Source organism: Haloarcula salina, assembly GCF_049603855.1.
GTDB lineage: Archaea > Halobacteriota > Halobacteria > Halobacteriales > Haloarculaceae > Haloarcula > Haloarcula salina_A.
Genome location: NZ_CP187146.1, coordinates 3,326,796 through 3,339,138 on the forward strand (window position 1 = coordinate 3,326,796; position 12,343 = coordinate 3,339,138).

Sequence of the window (12,343 nt, forward strand, 5' to 3'; positions counted from 1 at the left end):
AACCCTGCGAATCCGTCACAAACGGCCGCACAGTCCCCGCTCGCACGGAGAAAACAAGCGTTATGCCGCCCCGGTAAGTTCGACTCGATATGAAGGTACTCGTCACGGACCCGATCGCTGACGCCGGCCTCGAACGACTGCGCGAGGCGGGCCACGAAGTCGAGACAGCCTACGACGTCGAGGGCGACGCGCTCCTGGAAGCGGTGGCCGACGTGAACGCGCTCATCGTTCGCTCCGGCACGCAGGTCACCGAAGAAGTGTTCGCCGCCGCGCCCGACCTCGTCATCGTCGGCCGGGCCGGCATCGGCGTCGACAACATCGACATCGACGCCGCGACCGACCACGGCGTCATCGTCGCGAACGCCCCCGAGGGCAACGTCCGTGCGGCCGCCGAGCACTCCGTCGCCATGGCCTTCGCCACCGCGCGTTCGATCCCACAGGCCCACGACCGCCTCAAGAGCGGCGAGTGGGCGAAGGGCGACTTCCTCGGCACGGAGGTCAACAACAAGACCCTCGGCGTCGTCGGCTTCGGCCGGGTCGGCCAGGAGGTCGCGAAGCGCCTCGGCAGTCTGGGCATGGACATCGTCACGTTCGACCCCTACATCAGCGAGGAGCGCGCAGAGCAGTTCGGCGCGGAACTGGTCGACGACCTCGACGACTGTCTCGAGGCCGCCGACTTCGTCACCATCCACACGCCGCTGACCCCCGAGACCGAGAACATGATCGGCGAGGAGGAACTCGCCCAGCTCGAGGGCGGCTACGTCATCAACTGCGCCCGCGGCGGCATCATCGACGAGCCCGCGCTGGCCGAGGCCGTCGAGGACGGCCTGCTCAAGGGCGCGGCGCTCGACGTCTTCGGCGAGGAACCGCTCCCCGAGGACAGCCCCCTGCTCGACGTGGAGGACGTCATCGTCACGCCCCACCTCGGCGCGTCCACGGAGGCCGCCCAGGAGAACGTCGCCACGTCCACGGCTGACCAGGTCGTCGCCGCGTTCAACGAGGAGCCGGTCGCGAACGCCCTGAACGCCCCCTCGCTCGACGAGGCGACGTTCCGGGAGGTCGGGCCGTACCTCGATCTGGCCGACACCGCCGGCCGCATCGCCGTCCAGCTGTTCGGCGGCCACATGTCCACCGTCGAGGTCACCTACGCCGGCGACATCGCCGGGGAGGACGTGGAGTACGTCACGGCCAGCGCGCTGAAGGGCGTCTTCGCGCCCTCGGACCTGCAGGTCAACGCCGTCAACGCCCCGCAGATCGCCGAGGACCGCGGCATCGACGTGACCGAGTCCAAGACCCGCTCCTCCGAAGACTACCAGAGCCTCATCACCGTCACCGTCTCCGACGGCGAGGAGTCCGTCTCGGTCTGCGGGACTCAGTTCGGCGGCGAAGAACCGCGAATCGTCCGCATCGACGACTTCCGCATCGAGGCCGTCCCGCACGGCCACATGCTCGTCGTCCGCAACAAGGACGAGCCCGGCACCATCGGCTTCATCGGGACGGTGCTCGGCGAGTCCGACATCAACATCGCCGGGATGTTCAACGGCCGCGAGACCATCGGCGGGGAGGCCCTCTCCGTCTACAACCTCGACGAGCCGCCGACGACCGACGTGCTCGACCGACTCCAGTCCGACGACCGCATCATCGAGACGACCTACGTCGCGCTCGGCGACGAGTAAGGCAGAAAAACGCGACTGAATTTTTCGAATCGCCGGTCGGCTACTTCGCGTCGAGGACGCGCTCGTATCTATCGACGACGGCCTGACGGTGCTCGCGCTCCTGCTCGAGAGCCGTTTCGAGCATCGCGATCTGCGAGCGTAACATCGCGATCTGTAGCTGATAGATCGTACTCGGCGTCTGTCGGGACGATGGTACCGAGGAGCCCGACCGGTCCCCGGAGTCGATTGTCGACACTGTGCTGCGGGACGAGGCCATACCGACTGGAGTGCTGCCACGGCCAAAAATACCCGTCGGACGACTGTCACGCGCCCGTCAGTCGCCCCGCTCTCGACGCGTTGCTCGCTCCCGCTTCCCGCTGGCAACAATCGGCCTGCTCGTCAGTGGAACGCGAACCGTGAGGGTCGTCAGCCCGGCGCGTTACATGAAGTCCGCGATGCCGGACTGCTTGTTGTGGTCGTCTTCGAACACCGACTCGATCGACTGTTCGAGGACTTCGAGTCGCTGTTTCGTGTAGTCGCGCGCGCCGAACTCATCGGCGACGCGGATGGCCGTGTCGATGTACTTGTTGACCGACCCCTCGTGGACCGTGAGGTTCACCCGGCCGCCGCACTCCCGGCAGTCGCCGGTCAGCGGAGCGCGCCGGAACGACTCCCCGCAGTCCAGACACCGGACCTCCTGTCTGGAGAACGCCCGGAGGTTCCCGATGAGGTCCGGCAGGAAGTGATACTCGATGATGCGCTCGGCCACGTCGCTCTCGACGACGGCCCGCAGCTTCCGGGAAATCTCTAGCTGGGCGTCCATCTTGTCCTCCATCGACCCGAGCGTCTTGTACGCCGAGAGGTCAGGCCCCGCCGCGATGTTCGTCGTGTCGTGGGTGTGCATGAACTCCGTGTACTCGCGGTCGGTCCCCAGCGTCTCCTCGGCGATCTTCATCACGTCCTCGACCTCCGTCGGGTCTTTCAGCTCCCGCGTGGCCTCGTAGAACTCGCGGGGATAGGTCGCCATGATGTCCATGTTGTGGGCCTCGTCGTCGATCTCGCTGGGGTCGATGCGGGAGGACATCACCAGCGGCGCGTCCATCCGCCCGCCGCGCTTGTCCGGCAGGAACTTCCGCGAGAAGTTCAGCAGACCGTCCATCAGGAGCATGACGCAGTCTTCGTCGCCGTCACACTGCTTTTGCGATGTGTCGTTCGCAATCAACGAGTGCGTGTCAGCAACGGTGAGACAGTACGTGTGGTCGGCGTCTGACTGGACCGGCGTGACGTCGGTAATCTCGTCGACCAGATACTCACCGCTCCCGCCGTCGAAGACCCGCCGCCCGGCCGGTGTCGTCTCCGTAACGTGTTTGGCCAGTCGATTCCGTTTTCGCGAGAGGTGTAAGTCAACCGTCTCCGCGAAACGAACGGCATCGGTCGACGTGATGTGGAGAACGTACGATGGTGCCGACATCGATTCGTCGTCAATATCGTAGAAGTCCGGGAATTTCTCGACGAGCGGAACAGGATCGTGGGTAGTGACACGTGCCGTGATCCCAAGGCGAGTGAGCAAGGCGAACAGATCCTCTTTCAGTTCCCGACTGACTGTCGTCGCCGATACCGCTAGGGCGTTCTTCTCAACCGTCCCGTCACCGCTGAAATAGCCGCTGAGATACGCGGTAACGAGACTATCGGGCGCGTCGAAAATGCACGGTGGCACTCGCTTGTCCTTCGAACCCGTTCCACAACCGAGCACCGTCTCGAAGAATACGCGTGGCAGTCGCCCCGAAACGGTGACCTTCACATCGTTCTCTCGGAAGGCGTCGACGCCGAGCGCGTCCTCGAACGCTTCGACAAAGAAGTCGCGTGCCTCCGTCTCATCTCCCGAGATTGTCGTCTGATGAATCGTCCCTTTCGCCGTCGACTGCTCGCGAGCAAACCCCTCTGCCGCGTAGTAGCCAAGTAGAGTCGCGAGGTCCTCGTCGAGCCCGACGAACCGGTCGATTTCGACGGAGTCGCGCTTCATGCCGAGCCTGATGTCTTCCGGGAGTCGCTCGACGACGGCCTCTGCCGTGCCGACCAGGTCGACCAGCAGAGAGACGGGCAGACTCTCTCGGTAGACGTAGTTGCTCAGTGCCTTCTTGCTGAGCCCGAGGAACTCTGCTGTGCTCTTCAATGGATAGAACGTCCCCTCCCAATCTGCTTCGAGCGCCTCCGTAAAGAAGTCGTAGAGCTCCTCTTTGTCCAGGCCTTTCACCATGAGCGACTCGTCGGGGACGTCGTCGCAGTCGATGAACTCTTCGAGGAGGTCGAACCGAGCACCGGTGCCTTCGATGTCGACCGCTTTGGGTTTCACTAGCGAATCGGACGTGGTAAGTTCGCTCGCCCGTTTGCTCGTGAGTCCGTCGCCGTCGAAGACGTGCATTTCGTGGTCGGGCGTGACTGTGACCTCACGACCGCTCCGCGTTTCGACGGTGATGAGATGGTCGGGCGACGGGTGTTTTGACACAGCTTCGACCGGTTTCCGAACGACGTTCCCGTCTTCGTCCAGCGATGGAACTCGAACCTCCCCGTCGAGTTCCGCGACGAGCGTGCCGAAGTCGTCTTCCGTCGGGTCGTCCAGGCGTTCCTCGACGAACGCCGCGATATCGTCGTAGCGCCACTCGTTGCTCTCGTTCTCGTACCAGAGTTTCGTCTCCGGATGGAAGCAGTTACGACGCTTAGCCGCGTGAAAATACGGATGTGCATACCCGACGGCAGCTGATGTGAAGCCGACGACGCGGCCGACGGTCGCCGCGCTGGTGTGGGGGGCCATCCCGAAGACGAGTTCGCCGACGAGGTCCTCGCGGTCGTCGAACTCGTAGAACCGGTCCAGGCCGTAGTACTGCTCCAGCAGGTCGTCGACGAACCGGGCGGTCTGGAGCATGTGCTCGGCCGCGCCGTCCGAGAGGACGATGTCCTGAACTTTGAGTTCGACCAGCTGGTCGTCGTGGGTCAGCGGGTCGCCGTGGATGTCCTCGTCGTAGCCAAGCGCCCGGAGTCGGTCGGCGGTCACGTCCAGTTCGGCCGGCCGGACGGCGGTCACGGGCAGGTCCGTCATGTCGTAGCGGACGGTGCCGTCTTTGAACGCCGACACGTCGTGTTTCGCCCGGAGAATGCCCTTCTCCATGGGCTCGGGGACCTTCTCGCCGGAGGTCAGCCCCTTGACGGCTTTCAGCGTGTCGAAGGCGGTCTCGCGCTCGCCGACGCTCTCCAAGGCGTCGCGGTAGGCCGCCCGGAGGTCCAGTTCCTTGTATTGCGTTGGCGAGGCCAGCGTCTCGCAGCGGGGGCACTCCGCGCGGCCGGACTCGTCCGGGTCGACCTCAGATTCGCAGTCGGGGCAGACGTACACCGGGTCCGCCGTGGTGCCGCATTCTGGACAGCAGGCGTGGTGGGTCTCGGTGTCGCAGTCCCGACAGCGCCGGCGGGCGATCTCGACCTCGACGCGGCCGGGCGTGTCGCTCATGTCGTCTGCGTGTTTCGTGGCCTTCGCCACGTCGCGCTGTGCGCCGCCGGCCTCGCCGATGGGGCTGAGCGTGTGGACGGCCGGCGAGAGGTCCCGGCGCTCTGACTTCTCCGGGCGGCCCATCCGGTTGCCGATGCGGGTCGGCGCGCGCTCGCGGACCTCGAAGGGCGCAATCTCGGTGATGGCCTCGATAGCGTTCTGCCCGTCTTCGGGTTCGGCGTCCGGTGAGACGCCGATAGCGTCGATCGACTCGCTCTCGCCGTAGGTCCGCGCGTGCTCGGAGAGGTCGGCAAGCGTCCAGTCGCGCTCCAGCGACCGGGTGAATCCGAGCGTCCGGACCAGCGGGACCCAGTCGGTGACGGTAATCGTGTCGTCGTCCTGCGTGTGCTCGACCAGCAAGTGTTCGAGCGTCTCCTGGACGGCGTCCGTCCGCGGGAGGACCAGCGCGCCGTCGTCGCTGTGGTCGTCGACAACCGCGTCCTCCGCCTGCGGGTCGGCGTACGCGCCGTCGGCCTGTGCGATGCGGCCGTCCTCGACGGCGTCGGCGAGTGCGCCCACCTGCTCGACGCTCACGTCGTGCCAGAGGTAGGTGTACTTCGGGTGCAGCGGCGCATCGTACTCGGTGGCCCACTCGAGGGCCTGGTCCGCGCTCGGGTCGTCGAGGTCGATCCGCGGGGAGTCCCGCATCGCCTGGACGTCCGCGCCCGCGGCGTCGAAGTCCTGGCTCCACCACTCGACGGTGTAGGAGGCCGGCGCGAGCGGGTGGTTGTTCTCGACGAACTCGCCGTAGTTGACGAGGTACTCGCCGAGGTCGATGATCTTCTCGACGCCGTTGCGCACTTCCAGGGCCTCCTCGGCGTCGTCGATGCGCCGGACCTCGCCGTTCGCGAGGCGCACGGTCGGCCCCTCGATGGTGTCGACGGGGACGACGCCGGCGGCCTTCCCCGGCCGCTCGGTCTTGATCTGGGTCCCGGTCGCGAGGAAGTCGTCGACGAGGTGCATCGTTGCCGGGTGGACGCCCGCCGTCGCGAAGCCGTGGTTCCGTGCCCGTCCGTAGCGCAGGCGGAAGCCGCCCGGCTTCGACGGGTGCGAGAACACCGGTCGGCCGGCGATGAGGTCTCGCAGGTACTTCTTCGCGGGGTCGACCCGGGGCGGGCCAGGCTGCTCCTCCGATTCGTCGGCGGCCTCAGCGTCGTCGCCCTCTCCGGCGTCCGCATCGCTCGCGTCGTCGCCGCCCTCGTCGTCCGACCCACCCTCCTGGTCGGCCTCGCTCTCTCCGATGGTCCCGTCGATGAGGTCCTGGAGCCACGGCCAGTCGACCTCGTCCAGGTTCCGCGTGTAGCGCTGGATCTTCGGGGCCTTGAGCGCGATTCCCTCGGCCAGCACCAGACACATCCCGCCACGGGGCGAGTTCGAGTCGACGCGTTCGAGGTCCCGGTAGCCCGACACCTCCTCGTCGCCGGTCGCCTCGCCGTCGAGCATGATGGGCATGTGCTCGGCGATGAACTTCGTCTCCTTCTCCTTGGGCGAGTACTGCAGGCCGGTGTCCTTGTCGTAGAGGTCGACCTCCTCGGCGTAGCGACCGATCTCCTCGTCGCGGGCCTTGTACTGGTCGATGCCCAGCAGCGCACGGGCGTAGTCCGCGACCAGCACCGAGAGGGCCTGGGCCGTCCCGCCGGCAGAGCGGATCGGGCCGGCGTAGTAGACGTTGATGAACTCCGTGCCGTCGTCGTTCTCCAGCAGTTCGACGCGGTCGATGCCCTCGATGGGGGCGGCGACGACGCCCTCGGTCAGCAGGGCGACGGCGGTCCGGACCGCGCCCTCGACCTTGCCTTCTCGGCTGTCGTAGTCGCCGACGGTCCCCTCGACGAAGTCGTCGACCAGTTCCAGCGCCGCCTCTTCGCGGGACATCTGGCCCTCCAGTTCGCGGACGCGCTCGGCGACGCCCTCGATGCCGAGGATGTTCTCGACGCGGTCGGCCATGTCGCGCGCGGTCGGAATCTCGACCTCCGGCTTCGGGTCGCCGCCGCGCTGTTTCGCCCGCTCGGCCACGTCGAAGGCGTCCTCGAGCTGGCTTTCGAGCGTTTCGAAGTACCGTTCGTCGACCTCCCGCATGCTAGACGTTCCAGAGGTCGAGGTCCGTCGCGTCGTCGTGTTCTCGCTGCAGTTTCGCGTCGAACGCGCGGACGTACAGCTCGCCCGCCCAGACGGTCGCGCGGTTCAGGTGGCCGGCGATGGCCTCGCCGTCCGGTCGCGAGAGCACCGCGTGCGTGTGAGCGAAACGCTCGCCCTCCAGGTGCGAGACGTTCCCCATGCAGGCGGCGACCTCCAGGGGCTCGTCGAACGTCATCGAGTCGTACTCGGTGCGGTCCTGGTCGTAGAACATCAGTTCGGCGTCCTGCACCGCGCCGAGGCCGTAGAAGAAGCCGGCGTCGATGCTCCGCCTGTCGGCGAACGTCTCGATCTCCTCGCGCCAGTCGGCCCCGTGCTCCAGCCGGCAGACGTACTCGGACGTGCTGTCGACTTCCCGATAATCCATATGCGTACTGAACGACAGGCCGGTCCAAAAGCGTTGCTTTCGACCCGACGTTTATATCGAAAGCCGGAACCAGCGGTGCTGTGGCCTGACTCCCGCCCCGGCACGAGACGCGGTCGTGTGGCACGACGCGCCGGGAGCGACGTGTGCCGCCTGTTCGCCACACCTACTGGACAGCGCTCGCCACGTCACGCCGGGAGCGAGACCCGACTTACTTCCTGCCCGCGATCGGCGTCGAAGAAGGCGAGCGCGTCGACCGACCACCGGACCGGCTCGACGTCCCGCTCGACCAGCCGCCGGGCCGCCGCGGCGTCGCCGCCGCGCGCGATCGTCACGTGCGGGACGTAGTCTTCGCCTTCGAGCCCCTCGACTGGATCGAACCGCTCGCAGAGGCGCTCGTGGAGCGCGACCAGTCCCGGGCTCTCCACCGCGAGGTACACCACCGGTGACGGCCCGGTCGCGGCCGCCTCGAACTGCCCGACGCCCGTCACAGCCGCCTCGAACGTCGGCTGGCCGCGCAGCGAATCCCGCGCCTGCCCTTCCAGTCGCGCGTAGGCCGCGTGGTCGCCGCCGCCCAGACGCTTGGCGACGAGGGTGTGTTCGCCCCGGCTCCGCGCCCGGGCCAGCGGTAGCTCGGTCGCGAGGTCGGCCGCCAGCGACGTGACCGCCGACGGTAGCGGGACGTTGAGGCTGTACACACCCCGGCGGACGGCGGGCGTCGGCAAAAGGAGCGCGGTCCTACAGCCGGTCGACCAGCCAGAGGACGATGAGGACGACCAGAATCACGCCGAGAAGCGGCTGGAGGAACCCGAGTAGACCGGTCAACAGCCCGAGGACGACATCTAGTATCTCCAGCGCCAGCCAGACGACGACCAGCGCGAGGACGACCTTCAGGAGGGTGTCCACGTCGAGTTCTGCTCTGTTCATAGGCGACGAGTCGAGCGGGCGCGCCAAACCCCTTGTGGCTGTCGGGGCCGACCGCTGCTTGGCCGTAGCGCCGAATCCCACGGCAGTCGCTTCGGTAGCGCGTCGCACGATCGGCAATAAACCATATACCCGCCGAGCGGGAAGCCGCGGTAGAATGGGTCGGACGTTCGGAGCGGTGGCGGTCGGAATCGTCGTCGTAGCGCTGCTCGTCCCGACGGCGACCGGAGCCGGGTTCGGTGCGCTCGACCAGCAGTCGGTCGATCCCGACGTGGTCGTGATGACCGCGGACGTGGCAGCCGACGGGAACGCGGACTGGGCGGTGGCCTACCGCGTCCGGTTGGCTGACGACAACGAGACGGCGGCGTTCGAGGATCTGCAGGCCGACATCCGTGCCAACTCGTCGGCGTACACGGACCGCTTCGCGGGGCGCATGGAGCGCACCGCACGCGCGGCCGAGAACGCCACCGGGCGCGAGATGGCTATCGAGAACGTCACTGTCAGTACGCGGACCGAGACGCTCGGCCAGACCTACGGCGTCGTAACCTACCGGTTCACGTGGACGAACTTCGCCGCGGCCTCGGGCGGCCGACTCGAAATCGGCGACTCACTCTCGGGGCTGTTCCTCGACGGGGAGACCTCGCTGACGGTGCGCTGGCCGTCCGCGTACCAAGCCGAGCGCGTCACTCCGTCGCCGGACGAACGGACCAACACGTCCGTCACGTGGCGCGGCCAGCAGGAGTTCGGCGCGGACGAACCCCGCGTCGTCGTCACCAGCGGGTCCGCCGCGTCCGATGACGGCGGATCGAGTACGCTGCTCGTCGGCGGGGCGCTCGCCCTGCTCGCTCTCGTCGCGGCGGCCTACGCTGTCCGGCGATACGGACTTTCCCGTGACGACGAACCGGCGGATCGGTCCGAACCGACGAAGTCGACGGACACCACTGCGGACGCAGCGAGCCCGCCGCCGGACGACGCGGACGGGGGTGCCGATGCGGAGGCCCCGCCGCCGGATCTCCTGAGCAACGAGGAGCAGGTCGTCCAGTTGCTCGAAGCGAACGGCGGCCGACTCAAGCAGCAACAGGTCGCGAGCGAACTGGACTGGACCGACGCCAAGACCAGTCAGGTCATCAGCGGTCTGCGGGACGACGAGGCGGTCGAGACCTTCCGCATCGGCCGCGAGAACGTCGTGACGCTCCCGGACACCGACCTGACCGGCGGGAACGGGGACGCCGCCGACTCGGACGACGAGGAGAGTACATAACTCTATCGACGGTTCACGCCCCTCGGCGACTCGAGACGTCGCTGTCGGGCGATTTAATCCGGCTTAATCGGCGTGAATCCGGGGCGACGACCGGCTATTTATACGATCTTCGGGGGCGATATCCCAGACGTGATGAGACGAGCGACCCCGGTCACTGTGGCACTCTTGCTCGTGGTGAGCGCGCTCGCCGCGGTGCCGGTCGCCACGATGGCACAGGAAACCGCGACGGACGCCGAGCGCGCGGCCAAGAACGCGACGGCCGCCCCGGGCGCACAGCTGGCCGGCGTCGTCGGCGTGCAGGAAGCGGAACTCGACGGCGACGTGCAGTCGCGGACGTACGGCCACCGCGTGGCGCGAGCGGCCACCGACGACGCGAAGGCGGCCGTCGTCGCCGAGCAACTGACCGACTCCCGACAGCGCCTCGCCGAACTCGAACGGCGCAAACAGTCGCTCGAACGCGCTCGCGCGAACGGCTCGATGACCACGGGTGAGTACCGCGCGAAGGTCGCGCGGCTTCACGCCGAGACGCGGACGGTCGAGCGACTGGTCGGCCAGACGAACGAGACAGCCAGCCGACTCCCCGCCGCGGCGCTCGAACGGAACGGCGTCGACGCGGCCGCGATTCGGACGCTCGCCCAGCGAGCGGACGAACTGAGCGGCCCCGAAGTGGCCGCCATCGCACGGGAGGTCGCAGGTCCCGGCGTGGGTGAGCAGGCCCGCCCCGGCGTGGTTGGTGACGGACCGACCGACCGAGGAAATCGTACGGCGTCGGACCGGCAGTCCGGCCCGGCCGGCGACGCGCCCCAGCAGAACGCGACGGACCGTCGACCGGACGCCGAGACGCCGACGGACGCGCCGACGAACAGCACCGACCGGCCCTCGACCGACGGCCAGAGCGACCGGTAGACACGGCCGGCCCGAACCTGCGGCTGTGGCGCATACACACACCGCCCGCAACACGGAAGCTATTAGTAGCCGACTCGCAGTAGTCGCAAGTACATGACGCGGACCCTCGATACCCTGCCGCTCGCCGCGGACAGCGAGGGGTCCGTCCGCTTTTCCCCACGCCGCCGACGACGACCGGGCCTCTGCTAGGCCCACTACTATCCACATTCTGACTCACGGTTCGTCTCGTCCCCAAGCGCCGCCGGTCGACTGTCCGGCGCGTCACGCCAAACCGACAGTCACACCACGGAACCCACCCAGTAACTATCCATGCCAGAAGGAAACGGTACCGTCGCGCTCGCCTTCTCCGGCGGGCTCGACACGACAGTCTGCGTATCGCTGCTGAAAGAGGAGTACGGCTACGACGAGGTCGTCGGCGTCACCGTCGACGTCGGCCAGCCCGACTACGAGTTCGAGGAGGCCGAGGAGACCGCCGAGGCGCTGGGCGTCGAGCAGTTCGTCGTCGACGCCAAGGCGGAGTTCGCCGACCTCTGTATCGAGGCCGTCAAGGCCAACGCCGACTACCAGGGCTACCCGCTCGGGACCGCCCTCGCGCGCCCGGTCATCGCCAAGGCCATCCTCGAAGTCGCCGAAGAGGAGGGCTGTTCGGCCGTCGCCCACGGCTGTACCGGCAAGGGTAACGACCAGCTCCGCTTCGAGGCCATCTGGCGCGACTCCGACCTCGACGTCATCGCGCCGGTCCGCGAACTCGGGCTGACCCGCGAGTGGGAAAACGAGTACGCCGCGGAGAAGGGCCTGCCCGTCGAGGGCGGCGACGGCGGCCGTTACTCCATCGACACGAACCTCTGGAGCCGCTCCATCGAGGGCTCCGAACTGGAGGACCCGAGCACCATCCCCGCCGACGACATCTACAAGTGGACCGAGAACCCCTCCGACAAGGACGCCGAACTCGTCGAGATCGAGTTCGAGGAGGGCGAGGCCGTCGCCGTCGACGGCGAGGACCTGAACAAGGTCGAACTCATCGAGCAACTCAACGAGCAGGCGGGCGCGCACGGCATCGGCCGCACGGACATGATGGAAGACCGCATGCTCGGGCTCAAAGTGAGAGAAAACTACGAGCACCCCGCGGCCACCGTCCTGCTGACGGCCCACGAGGCCCTCGAAGGCCTCGTCCTCACCCAGGAGGAGCGCCAGTTCAAGGCCCAGGTCGACCAGGAGTGGTCCCAGAAGGCCTACCAGGGTCTCGTCGACGCGCCGCTGACCGGCGCGCTCGAAGCGTTCATCGACGACACGAACGAGCGCGTCACCGGCACCGTCACCGTGAAACTCGAAGGCGGCCACTGCCGCCCGGTCTCGCGCGAGTCCGACTACGCGGTCTACAGCGAGTCGGCGGCCTCCTTCGACGAGGAGGACGTCTCCGGCGGCATCACCCAGCAGGACGCCACCGGCGTCGCGAAGTACCACGGCTTCCAGTCCCGCCTCGCCAACAAGATCCTCGAAGACGCGAAGAAAGGCGCCGCCGTCACGGACGGCAGCGGCGAGGGCGCGGAGGAGTAGAC

General features: G+C 67.4%; 8 protein-coding genes. 4 read left to right on the plus strand and 4 right to left on the minus strand.

Translation table 11 applies throughout. The annotated features are described in order from the left end of the window. The first annotated feature begins 89 nt into the window (after nucleotides 1-89). Complete coding sequence (serA, locus tag ACOZ4I_RS17065) at nucleotides 90-1,676, plus strand: phosphoglycerate dehydrogenase (protein ID WP_424001678.1); 1,587 nt, start codon at nucleotides 90-92, stop codon at nucleotides 1,674-1,676. 418 nt (nucleotides 1,677-2,094) lie between these two features. Here the strand turns inward: serA and ACOZ4I_RS17070 are convergent, their stop codons facing one another. The 4 genes from ACOZ4I_RS17070 to ACOZ4I_RS17085 all read right to left on the minus strand — a co-directional run bounded on the left by ACOZ4I_RS17070 (nucleotide 2,095) and on the right by ACOZ4I_RS17085 (nucleotide 8,620). Then, complete coding sequence (locus ACOZ4I_RS17070) at nucleotides 2,095-7,272, minus strand: DNA polymerase II large subunit (protein WP_424001680.1); 5,178 nt, start codon at nucleotides 7,270-7,272, stop codon at nucleotides 2,095-2,097. Between the two features lies 1 nt (nucleotide 7,273). Next, complete coding sequence (locus ACOZ4I_RS17075; protein WP_424001682.1) at nucleotides 7,274-7,696, minus strand: PPC domain-containing DNA-binding protein; 423 nt, start codon at nucleotides 7,694-7,696, stop codon at nucleotides 7,274-7,276. A gap of 185 nt (nucleotides 7,697-7,881) precedes the next feature. Continuing rightward, nucleotides 7,882-8,391, minus strand: a complete 510-nt coding sequence (locus tag ACOZ4I_RS17080; protein WP_424001684.1) for a 2'-5' RNA ligase family protein — start codon at nucleotides 8,389-8,391, stop codon at nucleotides 7,882-7,884. A gap of 40 nt (nucleotides 8,392-8,431) precedes the next feature. Beyond that, a complete protein-coding gene (locus ACOZ4I_RS17085) occupies nucleotides 8,432-8,620 on the minus strand; it encodes a DUF7554 family protein (RefSeq protein WP_424001686.1) in 189 nt (62 codons plus the stop codon). A gap of 154 nt (nucleotides 8,621-8,774) precedes the next feature. On the opposite strand from ACOZ4I_RS17085, the gene ACOZ4I_RS17090 reads away from it, so the two are divergent. From ACOZ4I_RS17090 to ACOZ4I_RS17100, 3 genes are all read left to right on the plus strand, one after another. Beyond that, entirely contained in the window at nucleotides 8,775-9,878 is a 1,104-nt protein-coding gene (locus ACOZ4I_RS17090) for a helix-turn-helix transcriptional regulator (RefSeq protein WP_424001688.1), read from the plus strand. Nucleotides 9,879-10,010: 132 nt separating this feature from the next. After that, entirely contained in the window at nucleotides 10,011-10,784 is a 774-nt protein-coding gene (locus ACOZ4I_RS17095; protein WP_424001690.1) for a hypothetical protein, read from the plus strand. A 309-nt stretch (nucleotides 10,785-11,093) separates the two neighbouring features. Beyond that, a complete protein-coding gene (locus ACOZ4I_RS17100) occupies nucleotides 11,094-12,341 on the plus strand; it encodes an argininosuccinate synthase (protein WP_424001692.1) in 1,248 nt (415 codons plus the stop codon). The last annotated feature ends 2 nt before the right edge of the window (nucleotides 12,342-12,343 follow it).

Bases quoted from the DNA above. Each gene is read 5' to 3' on its own strand.
- serA (WP_424001678.1), top strand. From the start codon at position 90: ATGAAGGTACTCGTCACGGACCCGATCGCTGACGCCGGCCTCGAACGA.
- ACOZ4I_RS17070 (WP_424001680.1), bottom strand. From the start codon at position 7,272: ATGCGGGAGGTCGACGAACGGTACTTCGAAACGCTCGAAAGCCAGCTC.
- ACOZ4I_RS17075 (WP_424001682.1), bottom strand. From the start codon at position 7,696: ATGGATTATCGGGAAGTCGACAGCACGTCCGAGTACGTCTGCCGGCTG.
- ACOZ4I_RS17085 (WP_424001686.1), bottom strand. From the start codon at position 8,620: ATGAACAGAGCAGAACTCGACGTGGACACCCTCCTGAAGGTCGTCCTC.
- ACOZ4I_RS17090 (WP_424001688.1), top strand. From the start codon at position 8,775: ATGGGTCGGACGTTCGGAGCGGTGGCGGTCGGAATCGTCGTCGTAGCG.
- ACOZ4I_RS17095 (WP_424001690.1), top strand. From the start codon at position 10,011: ATGAGACGAGCGACCCCGGTCACTGTGGCACTCTTGCTCGTGGTGAGC.
- ACOZ4I_RS17100 (WP_424001692.1), top strand. From the start codon at position 11,094: ATGCCAGAAGGAAACGGTACCGTCGCGCTCGCCTTCTCCGGCGGGCTC.